Annotated in this window: 15 protein-coding genes; 11 read left to right on the top strand and 4 right to left on the bottom strand. The window is 39.3% G+C overall.

Features of this window, described 5'->3' with window-relative positions; all coding sequences use genetic code 11:
• Positions 1-71 precede the first annotated feature (71 nt).
• The 3 genes from copC (at position 72) to M0M83_RS11195 (ending at position 1,768) form a co-directional block, all read left to right on the top strand.
• Positions 72-458: a copper homeostasis periplasmic binding protein CopC gene (copC, locus tag M0M83_RS11205; RefSeq protein ID WP_125893002.1), complete on the top strand. Its 387-nt coding sequence runs from the start codon at positions 72-74 to the stop codon at positions 456-458.
• Between the two features lies 1 nt (position 459).
• Positions 460-1,356 (top strand): copper homeostasis membrane protein CopD, encoded by an 897-nt coding sequence (gene copD / locus M0M83_RS11200; protein WP_213912657.1) that lies wholly within the window; start codon positions 460-462, stop codon positions 1,354-1,356.
• Positions 1,357-1,420: 64 nt separating this feature from the next.
• Positions 1,421-1,768 carry a DUF2511 domain-containing protein gene (locus M0M83_RS11195; protein WP_248466593.1) on the top strand — a complete coding sequence of 116 codons (348 nt, stop codon included), beginning with the start codon at positions 1,421-1,423 and terminating at the stop codon, positions 1,766-1,768.
• 421 nt (positions 1,769-2,189) lie between these two features.
• Here M0M83_RS11195 and M0M83_RS11190 read toward each other — a convergent pair whose 3' ends face one another.
• The 3 genes from M0M83_RS11190 to yebS all read right to left on the bottom strand — a co-directional run bounded on the left by M0M83_RS11190 (position 2,190) and on the right by yebS (position 6,112).
• Positions 2,190-2,423: a DUF1480 family protein gene (locus M0M83_RS11190; protein WP_102138682.1), complete on the bottom strand. Its 234-nt coding sequence runs from the start codon at positions 2,421-2,423 to the stop codon at positions 2,190-2,192.
• A 148-nt stretch (positions 2,424-2,571) separates the two neighbouring features.
• Entirely contained in the window at positions 2,572-4,911 is a 2,340-nt protein-coding gene (locus tag M0M83_RS11185; RefSeq protein WP_248466592.1) for a PqiB family protein, read from the bottom strand.
• Entirely contained in the window at positions 4,886-6,112 is a 1,227-nt protein-coding gene (yebS, locus tag M0M83_RS11180) for a paraquat-inducible protein A (protein WP_248466591.1), read from the bottom strand. Before yebS ends, M0M83_RS11185 begins: the two co-directional genes overlap by 26 nt.
• Before the next feature lie 132 nt (positions 6,113-6,244).
• Between yebS and M0M83_RS11175 the strand changes: the two genes are divergently transcribed.
• From M0M83_RS11175 to M0M83_RS11145, 7 genes are all read left to right on the top strand, one after another.
• A complete protein-coding gene (locus M0M83_RS11175; protein ID WP_213912660.1) occupies positions 6,245-6,727 on the top strand; it encodes a GAF domain-containing protein in 483 nt (160 codons plus the stop codon).
• Between the two features lie 110 nt (positions 6,728-6,837).
• Positions 6,838-7,527 (top strand): RNA chaperone ProQ, encoded by a 690-nt coding sequence (gene proQ, locus M0M83_RS11170; RefSeq protein ID WP_125893014.1) that lies wholly within the window; start codon positions 6,838-6,840, stop codon positions 7,525-7,527.
• A 19-nt stretch (positions 7,528-7,546) separates the two neighbouring features.
• Positions 7,547-9,589, top strand: a complete 2,043-nt coding sequence (prc, locus tag M0M83_RS11165; protein WP_248466590.1) for a carboxy terminal-processing peptidase — start codon at positions 7,547-7,549, stop codon at positions 9,587-9,589.
• A 284-nt stretch (positions 9,590-9,873) separates the two neighbouring features.
• Positions 9,874-10,617, top strand: coding sequence for a cell envelope biogenesis protein TolA (locus M0M83_RS11160; protein WP_248466589.1), 744 nt, complete (start codon positions 9,874-9,876; stop codon positions 10,615-10,617).
• A 425-nt stretch (positions 10,618-11,042) separates the two neighbouring features.
• Entirely contained in the window at positions 11,043-11,924 is an 882-nt protein-coding gene (gene htpX, locus M0M83_RS11155; protein WP_125893020.1) for a protease HtpX, read from the top strand.
• A gap of 345 nt (positions 11,925-12,269) precedes the next feature.
• Positions 12,270-13,652 carry an alanine/glycine:cation symporter family protein gene (locus M0M83_RS11150; protein ID WP_248466588.1) on the top strand — a complete coding sequence of 461 codons (1,383 nt, stop codon included), beginning with the start codon at positions 12,270-12,272 and terminating at the stop codon, positions 13,650-13,652.
• 199 nt (positions 13,653-13,851) lie between these two features.
• The gene (locus M0M83_RS11145; RefSeq protein ID WP_213912662.1) at positions 13,852-14,130 is read left to right on the top strand and encodes a hypothetical protein; all 279 of its coding nucleotides are present in this window, start codon (positions 13,852-13,854) and stop codon (positions 14,128-14,130) included.
• A gap of 176 nt (positions 14,131-14,306) precedes the next feature.
• Here M0M83_RS11145 and M0M83_RS11140 read toward each other — a convergent pair whose 3' ends face one another.
• Positions 14,307-14,528, bottom strand: a complete 222-nt coding sequence (locus tag M0M83_RS11140) for a DUF2594 family protein (protein WP_125893026.1) — start codon at positions 14,526-14,528, stop codon at positions 14,307-14,309.
• Between the two features lie 368 nt (positions 14,529-14,896).
• Between M0M83_RS11140 and M0M83_RS11135 the strand changes: the two genes are divergently transcribed.
• The gene (locus tag M0M83_RS11135; protein ID WP_125893028.1) at positions 14,897-16,096 is read left to right on the top strand and encodes a sugar transporter; all 1,200 of its coding nucleotides are present in this window, start codon (positions 14,897-14,899) and stop codon (positions 16,094-16,096) included.
• The last annotated feature ends 60 nt before the right edge of the window (positions 16,097-16,156 follow it).

Below are 16,156 nucleotides of genomic sequence, written 5' to 3'. Positions count from 1 at the left end.
GGTAAAATGGTTTGTTTTCCGTATAATGATTGGCAATTATTCTAAATTCACCTGCAAATTAAGAGGTTACTATGCCAATTAACCCTATTAAATCTTCATGGCGCAAAATCAGCGCAGTTGCCGTTCTTTTTTTAGGAATGTCTTTCCAGCAAGCATTTGCACATGCGCATTTAAAAGACCAGCTTCCAGCTGAAGGTACAGCAGTAGAACAAGCACCTGAGTCCATCACATTAAGCTTTTCTGAAGGTATTGAAGTTAACTTTACTAAAGTCAGCATTATTGGGCCTGAAAATAAAATAGTAAAAACTGGTAAAGCAACGTTAGATCCAACTAACGATACTAAAGTGATTGTTCCTGTGGAAGACAAACTCATTGCGGGAAAATATGACGTTAATTGGAGCGTCGTTTCTGTCGACGGACATAAAACAAAAGGAACGTATAGCTTTGCAGTGAAATAATATGTCACTAGAAGCTTTTTACACACTTATTCGCTTTGTTCATTTTATCGCTGCAATATTGATGTGCGGAATGTCAATATTTGCAGTGTTACTTAGCCGCGGGTCATTTAATTATTTACTAAGCCGCTATTTGAATAAAGGCATTTTCTTTTGCGCTATCGTTACTGTATTAACGACCTTTAGCTGGATGCTTGCGCAAGCAGGTTTGATGGGGGATGGTTGGGAAGATAGTATCGACTGGGCGATATGGCAAGGGGTACTCGGGACGTCATTCGGTCAAATATGGCGTTGGGAACTTTTGTCATCGGTATTATTACTCTTGGTTTTATTTGTAAAGCCTACCAAATTACGATTAACGTTAATATTAATCTTTTCGGTCATCTTACTTGGTCTGCATGCTTTTATTGGGCACGCAGCGATGCATGATGGCGCAATCGGGGTGCTTCATCGCATTAATCAGTTTGTTCATCTTATTAGTTCGGCCTATTGGTTTGGTGGTCTGTGGCCATTTTTAATTTGCATTCAATTTTTACGCAATAAAAAAGAGATGGCGGAAGGGATGGATAAACACATTGTGAATACCATGATGCGTTTTTCACGTTTGGGCCATATCGCTGTTGCACTGGTTATTATAACGGGTGTCATCAGTGCGGTAATTCTTTTGCCTGGCTGGCCATTAAACTACTCGGGGTCAGAATACCAATCACTACTTTGGCTTAAGATCATTTTAGTGGGGGGAATGCTTTTGTTAGCTATTATCAATCGCTATTACATCGTACCGAACATTAGGCAAAAAGGGCGGGTGAATTACCTAATCATTAACAGTTGGGTTGAGTTATTGCTAGGCACTATGGCGATCCTTTCTGTGGCGATTTTTGCAAGCTACCAACCAATATAGCGAAACTTTTATATTTAATTGATAATATGCAACGATATATTTAATGTTCAATAAGGTCATTATCATGAAACTTAAACTCATTATTTGCTCTCTATTATTGGGTGGAACTGTGAGTACGGCTTTTTCTGCACCGTTAACATCTGTGAGTAAAACACAATTTGGTGCTGATTGGCCATTTACTCGTGAGGAGGTCATGTTAGAGTGCCGCCATAATGGGGCTTTGGTCGTCATTAACCCTGCCACATTAATGCAATATCCACTCAATGAAATAGCGACTGAGCTGATGAATAAGAAAGAGATCAAAGCGCAACCAATTGATGTACTCCTTAAGCCTATTGATAGCGCCAAGTCAGTAGAGGAAAGAATATTGCCGATAAAAGAAGCGGCAAAAAAATTGTGTATAGGCAATTAAGTGTATTGCTAATTAAATTATCAGCCTATAAGGGATGTGGAGAATTAGAAAATTATCAATATTATTCAATGCGTTGATTGATTGAAAGGTTTGAGTTATTGCATGTATAGGTTCAACCTATTAAACAAATAGTTCAACTTTAGAAAATTAAGAAATAAATTGTGTTAATAATATGTAAAATTATTGATAATAAACATGGTAAGAACGTGCATTGAAGGCTAGTATTAGAGTGTACTTTGTTACGTCTCAATGGCAATTTTAGCGCACGGCTCTGCCAGAGCCATTTCCCAAGGCCCGGTAATCGGAATCTACCAGGCCTCTTTTTTTGCCTATAATTTTATTCGTTTTCATTTCATATCAGCTTATCAGTTCTTGTCTATTTATATACTTAGCCACTCGCCTAAGCTTACAAATAAAATGATTAAGCTAGTTTCATCACCCAATGATGATTTTCTTTGTCATAACGATCACGGTAGAGTAAGACTGGCTTCTCATCTAAAGTTGCCGGGATACTTGTATGTTCGTCCCATCCATCAAGTTGCATGCAGAAGTCAGTATCAGAATCACACGGAATACTAACGGTATCGCTTTTGTGGGAAGCCATAATCGCATCATTAATTTCATAGGAAGATATTTTCAATTTCACAATACACATAACTGCACCTCACTTTATCCATTTTAACCATATATAATCAGCCCAACGAAGTTAAGCATAGTACAAATGGAATTAATTTCCAAAATAATTTTTATGGTGTGTATTAGGAAAGGGTGCAATATGTGGTTAATATGCACCCTAATAGTGGTTATTTTTTAGGGATAGACGTTCCCCATGCCATGTAATCTTTAGGGGGTTCCAATTTTAGGATGAAATGCTGTTCAGGCTTAGCTTGTGGGGCTAAAGGTACTGACGGCGGGGTTGCGAAGGAGATACCACCACGCACAAACTGTTTGAAAGTTCCGCTTTTAGCAACGCCACCCGTTAAACCAAATGAAAAATTAAAACCGGAGGATTGCCAAAACTCGGTATTGCTGCGAATCAGATATTGGTACTCCTTGCCAATGCGTGTGGCAACATATACACGATCGGAAAGCTCTCCCAAATATAGACCGGTAACAACACCGACCTCTAGGCCTCTAAATAAAATAGGCGTGCCAACTTGAACGGAGCCGACATCACTCGCATCAAGGTAAATAGTTAAACCGTCTAGATAACGCGAGTCTGTAATATTTGCAGCTTGTAACTCAAATTGATAACGGGTTTTATTATTACGTCCCGGTTCTGCGCTAATATAGGGTTGTAATATACTATCTAAATTATTTAAACCCGCGGGCGATAATTCAGGGGTTACAACAGCGAAACGACTTCCTAGTTTGGTAAAAGTGCTGACATATTCAGGGTATAGGATCGCCTTTGCTTGCACTTCACGTTTATCAGATGACAATTTTAATGATTCAATTTGGCCAATATTGATGCCCAAATAACGGATAGGCATGCCTTCTGAGAGTTTTGATGCATCAAATGTTGTTAAGGTAATGATGCTTCCTATCGCTTTAGCTGAGGTTTCATTTGGATAAAGTGTGTGTTGGCGAGCGGTATTGGCGACGCTACCATCAAGGTTATCAAAGCTAATAGCACCGCTAATGGCTCGGCTCAGTGGTGCAGCTTGAACGGTTAAACCGTTACTATTAAGCTGAACTTTTGCGCCACCTTCAGCCCAAAATACACTGTTTTCAGTGAGTAAGTGAAGATATTCATTTGAAATATTTACATTGATCGCAAACCCGGATTTAGTTGGTTTAATGGCAATGATTTTACCGACGGCAAATTGGCGATAAAGAACAACAGAGCCCGCTTGGATATCGGGTAGTGTCGTAGTGTTGAGGGTGATAGTGGTAGGCGGTAAAGCCCCCAAAATACCCGCTTTTGCATTATCATCATTACGATATAAAGGAAACGTTTCAGGGAGTTTTTCTTTGCTTTGTCCTGCAATTAAATGAATGCCGCCATCTAGCCATTCTTGAGGGGTGGCGCCTTGGAATTGCACTCCATTAAGGCCTAATTGGATATCCATTCGGCTATTTGCGATAAATTTACTATCTTCACGAACAAGGTGCTTGAACTCATCATATATTAAGATACTAAAATTGACTTTCTCAGCTTCTAGGTGACGCTGTAACACTTCACCAATCTGGATACCTTTATAAACAATAGGTTGCTCTTTATCGACACCGTAAGTATCGTGTGCCCAAAGTGTTAGCATAAGGGGAGATTTGCCATCTTGTTCTTCGGTTTTAACGATTTTTTTACTACTTTGTAGAACAAATTTTTGCCCTTCTTCCGCTTGTGGGCTGTTTTGTGGTGAGTCAAAAGCAATGGCGCCATTTATAACGGCAGAAAGGCTTTCCATTTTTAGGCTCGCGCCAGACTTAAGGTCAAAATTGCCTTGAAGCCCTGATACATTCCAAAACTGGCTCTCTTTACGAACCAAGTGAACATAAGGTTTTTTTACTACCGCAGAAATGGAAACGCCGTTGTTATCAGGTAAAATAGTGTAGTCCGAAATATAACCAACAGGCACTTTCCGGTAATAAATAGGGGAGTTCTCATTCAATGAGCCTAGATCTGGGGCTGTAAGGTGAATAAGTAACTCACCTTTATCAATATTGAGTTGTGGGGGCGTATCTTGTGCAACAAAAGAGAACTGCTCTGTTCCCGTGCTGGGTAACATGCCAATGTAATTTCCTCCAACCAGAGCATCAAGGCCAGAAACGCCAGCCAATGATGCTTTGGGGGTGACTAACCAAAATTTAGTGCCTGAATTTAGGGCCGGCCGCATATCTTTATTCACACTAGCGGTCACAATAATGGTTTTCATATTTTTGCTGATAGCAACGGATTGTACTAAGCCAACTTCTACGCCTTGGTATCGGATAGGTGTTCGGTTGGCGACAACACCAGGCGCAGATGTAAATTCAATCGTGATATCTGTACCTCGTTCAGTCCAATGTTGAAACAAAAGCCAGCCTGCGATAAAAATAGCGACCAAAGGCAATAGCCAGAAAGGCGAAATTTGTTTGCGTTTACGCAATATGGCTTCTGATATTTCCTCAGAGGGTTCATTTTGCGGGTTTTGATTTTCCATAAGAATCCCAAATTAAACGGCTATCTAACCACTCAACAGCCAAAATTGTTAAAATAACGGCTGAACCAAAATACAGAGCGGCAGGCCCCATAGTAAAAGACATCAGCTGATCTCGATTAACAAGTGTCATCATTAAGGCAATGACAAATAAATCCAACATGGACCAACGACCAATCCATGAAACAAACTTGAGTAATTTCATACGTAGAATAGGATCAGTATTGCTTTTCAAATGGATAGAAAATAGTAGCAATATCATGATAATAATCTTAATAAATGGAACTAATATACTGGCGATGAATACAATAATTGCGATTGGCCAGTTACCTGTATCAATTAAAGAAACGACGCCAGAATAGATGGTGTCCTCTAAACGCTGTCCATTGAGATAAAAAATAGAGATTGGCATTAAATTAGCAGGAAATAATAACACCATGGCAGCAATTAGTGCGGCCCAGGTTTTTTGTAAGCTATGAGGTTCCCGAAAATGAAGAGGACGATGGCATCGCCTGCATTTCCCATTCCAATTCGCAGGCCCAGTGTAATGACAGGCAGTACAAGCTAATGTGCTATCTTGAGCTTTTTTATTATTCGTGGGATAAAACTTATGCCATAGCTCATCTAGGTTCATATGGATGAGAATTAATAAGCTGAGAATCGACATGGTAATAAAAGCGACTAAACCATGTCCAATGAATACACTTGCGTAATCTTGCATTTTAATGGCGGCAATACCTAATGCTATCAGGTAAACATCTAACATAACCCACTCTTTGATATGCCCTAGCACTAAAAGGATAGGCCGGAGGTTCAAATTGATGCGCTGACCAATGGATAACAATAAAATTAAAATTGGTAATAACAAGGGGGCGGCAATAGCACAAAAAGCCACTATACTGGCTGTAAATGGGTCCCCCTGTTGGTTAATTAAGTGAATACCTTCAATGACATTTGCGTTGATTTGGCTTCCTAATAAATGAATAGAAATGAGTGGTTGCCAAAATGCAATAGGAGCAAGCATTAATAATGTGACAGCCAATATCGATAAACGGTTAAGTGACCAAGACCGCCCATCATTAAGTTGGCTCTGACAGCGAGGGCAAATAACGACTTGCCGTCTGCTGAATTGAGGAGTTAGTAGTTTCTGATTGCAATGATTACAGCGTTGAAAAAGCAAATCAGAGTGATTAATGTGGCTCATATTGACTCATTTTAGGTGGTTACCTAGATGTAATCTAGTGTAAAAGAATTTACCTCAAAGTGACAAATTGGTAATCTTAGGACTACGCTTACAAATATTTGATTAATTGCTTGATTATTACAAGAAATAATTATGGATAAAAAGAAGTATTATCTTGAACTTTCAGACAATCTCTCTGCTCTACTTGCAGGTGAGTATGATTTAATTGCAACCTTAGCAAATACCAGTGCGTTTTTATATGAATGTTTAGAAGGCGTTAACTGGGCTGGTTTTTATCTCAGTAATGGGCAAGAATTAGTACTGGGGCCTTTCCAAGGTAAGGTTGCGTGTGTGCGGATCCCTTTTGGTAAAGGCGTTTGTGGAACAGCCTTTACCAATAACCAAGTTCAGCGTATAGAAGATGTTCATGCATTCCCAGGTCATATTGCCTGTGATGCAGCTAGTAACGCAGAAATTGTCTTTCCTTTGGTCGTTAATGGGCAAACTATCGGGGTTTTAGATATCGATAGCCCAAATATTAGCCAATTCGACCAAGAGGATGAAAAAGGGTTACTGCACCTTGTAAGCCAGTTGTGTCAACACTTGGCAATGTGTTCTATGCCTAAATATCATTAAATAATGGTCAGTTAAATTAATAGTAACGTGGCAATTGTCAGCAACACGATTATAATGTCGGCTTGTTCATGCCCGTGAGGTTGGCAAAATCGTTGTTATCAGGAAATTTCATGGAAAATCAACCTAAGTTGAATAGTAGTAAAGAAGTTATCGCATTTCTAGCAGAGCGTTTTCCTCGCTGTTTTATCGCTGAAGGCGAAGCACGTCCGTTAAAAGTCGGAATTTTTCAAGATATCGTAGGGTGCTTAAAAGAAGAAGATGGTATTAGTAAAACGCAATTGCGTTCTGCATTACGCATGTATACTTCTAGCTGGCGTTATCTTTACGGTGTTAAAGAGGGCGCCAAACGCGTTGACCTAAACGGTGAAGATTGTGGTGAATTAGACGCAGAACATATTGCTCATGCGCGCCAACAGTTATCTGAGGCTAAAGCTCGTGTTCAAGCACAACGTGCTGAACAAAAAGCACAAAAACGCCCAGTTGCACAAAAAACGGGTGAAAAAACACCGCGTACTCAAAATGCAACTAAAGAAAGAGCGCCTCGCCGCCGTCCAACAGAGAATAAAGAACGTCCGCAAAATACATCAGCTAAAAACCCTCGCCGTAATACACCAGCTCCAGAGCAAAACCTGAAATCAGTGACTGACATCAACGCACTACAGATTGGCCAAACTTTGAAAGTGAAAGTGGGCACTAGTGTGATGGACGCTTCTGTGCTGGAAATTGCAAAAGATGGTGTCAGGGTTCAATTGCCAACAGGGCTGGCAATGATTGTACGCGCGGAACATTTAAAGTTCTGATACGGAGGTCAATCAGGTCATGAACAAACTTCTTAAAATTGCACTGGTGGTAAGTCTAGCAACTTTCGGCAGTGCGGTCGCTAATACTCAAGCAGTGGCTCCGGTCACTGCGGCTCAGTTACCTGTCTTAAAACAGAGTGTACAACACGGCACTGTGAGTGAAAGAGTCACATCTCGGTTCACTCGCTCACATTATCGTCAATTTGATTTAGACAATGCGTTTTCTGGGAAGATATTTGACCGTTATCTTAATATGCTAGATTTTGGTCATAATGTTTTACTCCAATATGATATTGAGCAATACGCCAAAGATAAAGGCAAAGTCGGTCAGTGGCTTGAGGATGGCAAATTAGATACGTTTTATGACCTGTATAACCTGTCACAGGAAAGGCGTTTCGAGCGTTTTAAATATGCATTGGCTCGTTTAGAGCAACCTATCGATTTAAATGCGACTGATTCAATTGAAGTTGACCGTTCTAAATCACCGTGGCCCAAAGACAAGCAAGAACTTGATCGTCTTTGGGACCAAAAAGTGCGTTATGACTGGTTGAATTTAAAACTTTCAGGGAAAGATGATAAAGAAATCAAAGAGAAACTGACAAAACGTTATAACTTTGCGTTAAGGCGTTTAACGCAAGCGCAAAGTGAAGATGTGTTTCAATTGATCGTTAACTCTTTCGCCCGTGAAATCGATCCGCACACAAGTTATTTATCGCCTCGTAATACAGAACAATTCAATTCAGAAATGAGTTTATCATTAGAAGGAATTGGTGCGGTATTACAGCAAGATGACGAAAATACGGTTATTAACTCGTTAGTTGCTGGAGGCCCAGCAGCTAAAAGTAAAGAGCTAAAAGTCGGTGATAAAATTATCGGTGTAGGTCAAACAGGTAAGCCGATTGTTGATGTGGTTGGTTGGCGCCTTGATGATGTGGTTGCTTTAATCAAAGGGCCGAAAGGAAGCAAAGTTCGGTTAGAAGTCGTTTCTGATACTAAAGGGGCGAAGCCACATATTGTCACGATAGTTCGGGAGCAGATCCGGTTAGAAGACCGAGCGGTTAAGTTGACGATTAAGCAGCAAGGTAAAGATAAAGTCGCTGTTTTAGATATTCCTGGTTTTTATGTCGGTTTAACGAATGATGTTAAAACACAATTGCAAAACTTGGCAAAAGATAATGTTTCGGCATTGGTTATTGACTTACGTGGTAATGGTGGTGGTGCATTAACTGAAGCCGTTGCGTTATCCGGCCTGTTTATTCCGAAAGGGCCAATTGTTCAAGTTCGTGATAATAACGGTCAAGTTCGCCAAGATATCGATGATGACGATGTTATTTACTATAAAGGTCCTCTCGTTGTTTTAGTCGATCGTTTTAGTGCATCTGCATCTGAAATTTTTGCAGCGGCAATGCAAGATTACGGTAGGGCGATGATTGTGGGCGAGCCGACTTTTGGTAAAGGTACCGTTCAGCAGCACCGTAGTCTGAGCCGTGTTTACGATCAAATGCTAAAACCAGAATGGCCTTCATTAGGTTCTGTCCAGTATACCATTCAGAAGTTTTACCGGGTTAATGGCGGTAGTACACAACGTGAAGGGGTAACCCCTGATGTGGTCATGCCTACAGGCCAAGATCCAGCTGAAACAGGTGAAAGCTTTGAGGATAATGCATTGCCATGGGATAGCATCCCACCGGCAAAATATACGCCTGTTGGTGATGTTGCTTCTGATTTATCACCAATAAAAACGCAACATTTGGCGCGTATTAGCAAAGATCCTGAATTCAACTATATTGATGAAGATATTGCGCGCTATAAAGTTAACAAAGAGAGTAAGAATCTTATTTCACTCAACTATGCTGAGCGACAAAAAGAAGATTCAGAAATTGAAGCGACAAAATTGAAACGTATAAATGAACGTAATACTCGAGAAGGTAAACCATTACTGAAATCAATTGATGATTTACCTAAAGATTACGAAGGGCCGGATCCATACCTCGATGAAACGGTGAAAATGGCAGTCGATTTGGCTAACCAACACACTAAGTTATTATCAAATAATAAATAATTTTCTCTTATTATTTTTCGAATTAAGCCAGCGCCTAAGCTGGCTTAATTTTTTGAGTCATTACAGTACCGATTTAATACATATCTTAAACGAAAAACGCAATATCAACTTATTGTGAATTTGGTGTTTTTAATAAGTAATGTCTAAATTTATGCGGTTTTATACTTTAGTTATTTTATTTTTTAAAATAACTAACTCAAGTTAATAATTATTTATAGGCTTCTTTACCTTTACTTAATTTATCCTAAACTTTGGTATAGTTTCCTTATCAACGAGGCAATATCATGCGTAAATTATTTATAGGATTAATGGCTGTTAGTGTAATGATGGTTGCATCTATTAATACAGCGAATGCAAGAAATTACCCATGTTCTGGAAGTAAAGGTGGAATTGACCGTTGTGACGGGGAGAAGTTTATCTGTAATGACGGGTCAACTAGCCGCTCAGAGCAAGTGTGTACGAGAGAATTAAAAAATGATATTAACAGTAAAGCAAAAGCGGCTGGGGCAGTGATTGGCACAGGTGCAGTCAAGCAATCGAGTAAGTCATCGGTTTCTGATTCAATAAAAAATACGAGTGACAAAGCCAGTAAAACCGTTTCTGATAAAGTAGACAAGGCCAGTGACAAAGCATCTGGCAGAGCTAAGACAGTAAAAGAGAAGGCGAGCAAAGCTGCGGATAAAGAAGTTAAAGACGTAAAAGATAAAGTTAGCAAAGAGGCAGATAAAGGCTCCGCAAAAGCGGTGAAAGAGAAAGCATCTAAAGCTGCAGATAAAGAGTCAGCAAAAGCCGCGAAAGAGAAAGCGTCTAAAGCTGCGGATAAAGAGTCAGCAAAAGCGGTGAAAGAGAAAGCGTCTAAAGCTGCGGATAAAGAGTCAGCAAAAGCGGTGAAAGAGAAAGCGTCTAAAGCTGCGGATAAAGAGTCAGCAAAAGCGGTGAAAGAGAAAGCATCTAAAGCTGCGGATAAAGGGTCAGCTAAAACAGTAAAAGAACAAACAACAAGATCAACTAAAGAGAAAACTAATTAGTCCGAAAATAAAACAGCAAATTACGATAGAGCAAAATAGTGCCACTTAATGTGGCATTATTTTTTAATAAAATGAAAGTAAAATTGAATATTCATTCGTTTGGTGAACAAAGTAAGTGATAAGATAGATAAATACACCAAATTGTTTTTGGTAATTGACGAGCTAGCTTTATCGTTTCAATAAAAAATAACTTTAACTTTAAATTTAAATGGTTATAAAATGAACCTGTAAAAACAAGTGGTTAAAATTTTTCCTATAAAAAGTAATTATTTATTTAGCGTATATGAATGAGTTTTGCATGTGGCTATGTAAAGTTATGTTATTTTTTAGGGTTTTCGCGTTAATACACTTGAAATAGTGTGAAAAAACCTTATTTATAAAGTAAATTCTACGTATATTTGTTTTTACCAAGGAATACATAAAAAATGATGAGAATTGCTTTATTCTTACTCACAAACCTGGCTGTTATGTTTGTGTTTGGGATAATCCTAAGTTTAACTGGGATCAGAGGGAGTAGTGTTCAAGGCCTTATGATTATGGCGGGTCTGTTTGGGTTTGGTGGTGCTTTCATATCACTCTTAATGTCCAAATGGATGGCCCTGAAATCAGTGGGCGGTGAAGTTATTGAAACTCCACGGAACCAAACCGAACAGTGGTTAGTATCAACCGTTGCGCGCCAAGCACAACAAGTGGGTATTCAGATGCCACAAGTGGCTATTTATCATGCCCCAGATATCAATGCGTTTGCTACGGGCGCACGCCGTGATGCTTCACTTGTTGCGGTGAGTACTGGGTTATTAGAAAATATGAGCCGCGATGAAGCGGAAGCGGTCATCGCTCATGAAATTAGCCATATCGCAAATGGTGACATGGTCACGATGACCTTATTGCAAGGTGTGGTGAATACGTTCGTTATTTTTATTTCTCGTATTATTGCACAGGTTGCGGCAGGTTTTATGTCCAACAGTGATAACGAAAGTGAAAGTAGCAATGGTAACCCAATGGTCTATTTTGCGGTTTCCATGGTACTTGAAATCGTCTTCGGTATTTTGGCAAGCATCATTACGATGTGGTTCTCTCGTTACCGTGAGTTCCATGCGGACGCAGGTTCTGCAAAATTAGTCGGTCGTGAAAAGATGATAGCGGCATTGCAACGGTTAAAAACCAGCTATGAGCCACAAGAAGAAGGCCGTTTAATGGCGTTTTGCATCAATGGTCGTGGTAAAGCATTCAGTGAATTATTTTTATCACACCCACCATTAGACAAGCGCATTGAAGCATTACGTTCAGGTCAATATTTAAAGTAGCCTAAATAATTATCTAAAGTGCGTCTTATGTAGACAATGGTTTTAGTATCTGCCCAGTAATTGTTTAATTACTGGGCATTTTTATTGATGCAGGATGCACACATATCCCTTCCCAAATACCCATTCATATTCAACTAACTCAATTTTAATGACGGCTCGCAATTAATTGTATTTATAACTGCAATCGATAAATCACAAGTGAGCTTACTCACAATCTTTTATTTTAAATGATGAATTATTGAAATTTTGTTCGCTTTTATTTTACTTTTAATCTTTATTAGATTGATAAGGAATTGTTATAAATTTTATTTGTATGTTAATTAATGTGAGTTGATTGGGGGTAGGATGGATTTGATAACGACGTGGTTAAGTGAACTAAATGGTGTGGTGTGGGGAGTACCAATGCTTGTTGGGATCTTAGGCGTTGGTATTTATATGCAAATTCGACTTGCATTCCTACCGATAAGGAAAATTGGAACAGGTTTTAAGTTATTGTTTCAAAAGAATGAATCACGAGGTGAGGGACAAATATCACCTTTTAATGCATTAATGACTGCGTTATCGGCAACGATTGGTACGGGGAATATTGCCGGGGTTGCAACTGCGGTTGTCATGGGAGGACCTGGCGCGTTGTTTTGGATGTGGATGACGGCATTGGTGGGGATGGCAACAAAATACTCTGAGGCGGTGTTAGCTGTCCGTTTTCGTGAAGTCGATAAATATGGCCAGTATATTGGTGGCCCAATGTACTATATTAAAAATGGATTAGGCCCTAAATGGATTTGGCTGGGAGCACTGTTTGCCTTCTTCGGTGCATGTGCCAGTTTTGGTATCGGCAATACGGTACAAGCGAACTCAGTGGCTGATGTACTAGAAAGTAACTTTGGTGTGCATAAATGGTTGACCGCAGGGGCTTTAGTTTTATTAGTTGGTGCGGTATTGATTGGTGGGCTGCGACGTATTTCTGATGTTGCAGGAAAACTTGTCCCATTTATGACTGTTGCCTATTTTGGCGCAGGCATCATTGTGCTTGGTATTTATTTTACTGAGATCCCTGCGGCACTTTCTTTGGTTGTTACCTCGGCTTTTAACCCTGTTGCTGCTCAAGGTGGGTTTGCGGGTGCGGCTGTATGGGCTGCAATACGTTTTGGGGTTGCGCGAGGCGTGTTTTCCAATGAAGCGGGTTTGGGAAGTGCACCTATCGCCCACGCTGCTGCAAAAACACAAAATCCTATTCGCCAAGGGCTTATTGCGATGTTAGGGACATTCATTGACACTATCATTGTATGTTCTGTCACGGGATTAACCATCATTATTACTGGTGGTTGGCTGACCAGTGAAACTGGCGCGACATTAACTGCATCATCATTCCAAACAGCCATTCCTGGTGGAAATTACATTGTTGCTATTGCATTAGCCGTATTTGCATTTACTACCATTTTAGGGTGGAGTTTCTATGGTGAAAAATGTGTGCAATATTTATTTGGATTGCGAGCAATAAAGCCGTACCGAGTTTTATGGTTGATAGCTTTACCAGTTGGGGCAACGCAATCGCTTGATTTTGTTTGGTTATTGGCGGATACACTAAATGCAATGATGGCGATCCCTAATTTGATTGCTCTGTTACTTTTAAGCCCTGTTGTTTACCGGTTAACACGTGACCATATAAAAGATGTGAACGCAGATAGCATTGATATGGCAAAACAGTTGTACGACAATAAATCATAATTGATTGGCAATAAGCTTCATTTTAATGATGAAGCTTATTGTTTCTTCAATATCCCCCTCTTATTCATAAAGCTTATCGATGGGTAATATATAAATCATCTATTTTTATCAGTAAAATTACGGAATGGCGTTAAATGCGCTATGCTTAGAAGAGAAGTTGTAAACCATGCGTATTTTATAAATTAAACAAGGGGATAGAATGGATATTCTGGAGAAAACGTTATTGTTTGGTAATGATTTTTTGACAACGACAAACCCCGCTAGGTTAGTTCCATTTAAATTTGAGATTTATCATTCTGAGCAAGGTTTTTACCATCGGGTATATAAGCAAGTTGGCATATCAGGGGCTAACTTAGGGCAAACATTTCAAATGTGGGCTTTCGAAGAGCAGAAAAGCTGGGACAAACAAACCGCGGATACGACTGTTGATGAATATATTCAGCATTGCCAAGATATTTATAAGCGAAATAATGCATAAGTTGTAGAAAAAAAAGCCCCCTTCATAGGGTTCTGAAGGGGGAGCTAAATGAATAAAGAATGGTTTAATTCATGAATAAAGATAGATGATTTTCATGATTAAAACTTAGTTATTTGTGCAGTTTAAACCACGCAATAGTATATATATCCTTAAAATAGCATTTATCGCTAAATAATCTATTGGCGATAGCCTGTTTTTATTTGTTCTAACGTGTTTTTATAGGTTTCTGCCTGTTTTTCGTCTTCCATTTGTGCAATTTCACGTTGCATCTTGATTAAAATTTTACCTGCATCAGCCTGACCAATAGCTTTTAGCATATGCGTCAGCAAATTTTTTAGACAAGTAACTTCATCCGCTAAAGTATTAACGTTAGGTTCAGTAGGAAAATGGGTTTTCATTAAAAAGGTCCTTTAATCATAAAAAAATAATAGCAAGATTGTAGCATAGAAAGTAATACTATGTGTTTTCAGATAACTGAATGTTATAAATATTCAGATTAATGAGTTAAATTTGAACGAACAATTAAATAGTATGTAGGAGGGGGATCACCTCTAGGCTCGCTGTTTTTCTTACCGGTAAGTGGAAAGGAGCCTTTATGAGTAATGAAAAATTGTGATACAATTCACAAAAAGATTTATTGGCAACCAAAGTTGCTCAGTAACGTCTCAATCCTGTACTAAATACCAATGTCTTTTCGCAGCAATTTTTATACCCAATTAGGTGATTGGTATCTATTATTTGTGGGAAAGTGAAGGCTAAAAGAAATATGACGCAAGTTTCTAGAAAAACAGCTTGGATCCGTGTAATAGCATTAGCGGTTGCTGCATTTGTTTTTAACACAACAGAGTTTGTGCCTGTTGCATTACTCAGTGATATTGCAAAAAGCTTTGATATGACGGTCGCACATACTGGTTTGATGATAACAATCTACGCGTGGGTTGTGGCTTTGATGTCGCTACCTCTAATGTTATTAACCAGTAAAATAGAGCGTCGTAAATTATTAGGCTTCTTATTTGTTATCTTTATTATTAGCCATATTATTTCTGGTTTTGCATGGAGTTTTGATATTTTAATTGCAGGACGTATTGGTGTGGCTTTATCTCATGCGGTATTTTGGTCAATTACGGCATCGTTGGCTATTCGGGTTGCTCCCGCAGGTAAAAAAGCTCAAGCGCTTGGATTATTAGCGACGGGGACTGCATTAGCGACAGTATTGGGTCTTCCCCTTGGCAGAGTGGTGGGGCAATTCTTGGGTTGGCGAGCGACATTTTTAGGTATCGGTGTTATTGCATTGTTCACTATGGTTGTGTTGATCCGTTTTTTACCTCGTTTACCAAGTGAACATTCTGGCTCGCTAAAAAGTTTGCCTATGTTATTTCAACGACCGGCACTCGTTGGCATGTTTGCATTAACAGTGTTAGCAGTGACGGCGCACTTTACGGCTTACAGTTATATTGAGCCTTTTGTTCGAGAGGTTGCATTACAGAGCCAAAACTTTGCCACTTTACTCCTGCTAATTTTTGGTGGAGCCGGTATTGTTGGTAGCGTCATATTTAGCCGCTATAGCAGCAAATTTTCATTATCTTTTTTACCCGCAGCAATCGCATTTATGACGATTTGCTTATTATTGCTGATGCCATTAGGTAGAGATGTTTGGTCTTTGGTGATGTTATCCGTATTCTGGGGAATGGCAATGATGTGCATTGGTTTAGGAATGCAAGTTAAGGTGATTGATTTATCTCCAGATGCCACCGACTTGGCAATGTCAATTTTTTCTGGAATTTTCAACATTGGTATTGGCGCTGGAGCACTGTTAGGTAATCAAGTTATTGTCCATATGGGGATGACCCAGATTGGTTATATTGGTGGTGTGATTGGTCTTATCGCCTTCGCGTTATGTGTCTATTTGTTCAAGCGTTATAGTGTTACCCTCAGCGATAAAACAGGTACCGCTGTAAATCAGTAACTTGCATTTTCATTATGATGTAAAGATAAAAAGCTCTGTGTTATTTTAATGATAAACAGA

It is taken from the genome of Providencia rettgeri, assembly GCF_023205015.1.
Taxonomy (GTDB): domain Bacteria; phylum Pseudomonadota; class Gammaproteobacteria; order Enterobacterales; family Enterobacteriaceae; genus Providencia; species Providencia rettgeri_E.
The sequence above is the reverse complement of the archived record's forward strand: the minus strand, read 5'-3'. Positions and strand labels throughout refer to the sequence as shown.

What these genes read in the sequence shown, in the direction of transcription:
- copC (WP_125893002.1), top strand. Translation starts at nt 72, where the DNA reads ATGCCAATTAACCCTATTAAATCTTCATGGCGCAAAATCAGCGCAGTT.
- copD (WP_213912657.1), top strand. Translation starts at nt 460, where the DNA reads ATGTCACTAGAAGCTTTTTACACACTTATTCGCTTTGTTCATTTTATC.
- M0M83_RS11195 (WP_248466593.1), top strand. Translation starts at nt 1,421, where the DNA reads ATGAAACTTAAACTCATTATTTGCTCTCTATTATTGGGTGGAACTGTG.
- M0M83_RS11190 (WP_102138682.1), bottom strand. Translation starts at nt 2,423, where the DNA reads ATGTGTATTGTGAAATTGAAAATATCTTCCTATGAAATTAATGATGCG.
- M0M83_RS11185 (WP_248466592.1), bottom strand. Translation starts at nt 4,911, where the DNA reads ATGGAAAATCAAAACCCGCAAAATGAACCCTCTGAGGAAATATCAGAA.
- yebS (WP_248466591.1), bottom strand. Translation starts at nt 6,112, where the DNA reads ATGAGCCACATTAATCACTCTGATTTGCTTTTTCAACGCTGTAATCAT.
- M0M83_RS11175 (WP_213912660.1), top strand. Translation starts at nt 6,245, where the DNA reads ATGGATAAAAAGAAGTATTATCTTGAACTTTCAGACAATCTCTCTGCT.
- proQ (WP_125893014.1), top strand. Translation starts at nt 6,838, where the DNA reads ATGGAAAATCAACCTAAGTTGAATAGTAGTAAAGAAGTTATCGCATTT.
- prc (WP_248466590.1), top strand. Translation starts at nt 7,547, where the DNA reads ATGAACAAACTTCTTAAAATTGCACTGGTGGTAAGTCTAGCAACTTTC.
- M0M83_RS11160 (WP_248466589.1), top strand. Translation starts at nt 9,874, where the DNA reads ATGCGTAAATTATTTATAGGATTAATGGCTGTTAGTGTAATGATGGTT.
- htpX (WP_125893020.1), top strand. Translation starts at nt 11,043, where the DNA reads ATGATGAGAATTGCTTTATTCTTACTCACAAACCTGGCTGTTATGTTT.
- M0M83_RS11150 (WP_248466588.1), top strand. Translation starts at nt 12,270, where the DNA reads ATGGATTTGATAACGACGTGGTTAAGTGAACTAAATGGTGTGGTGTGG.
- M0M83_RS11145 (WP_213912662.1), top strand. Translation starts at nt 13,852, where the DNA reads ATGGATATTCTGGAGAAAACGTTATTGTTTGGTAATGATTTTTTGACA.
- M0M83_RS11140 (WP_125893026.1), bottom strand. Translation starts at nt 14,528, where the DNA reads ATGAAAACCCATTTTCCTACTGAACCTAACGTTAATACTTTAGCGGAT.
- M0M83_RS11135 (WP_125893028.1), top strand. Translation starts at nt 14,897, where the DNA reads ATGACGCAAGTTTCTAGAAAAACAGCTTGGATCCGTGTAATAGCATTA.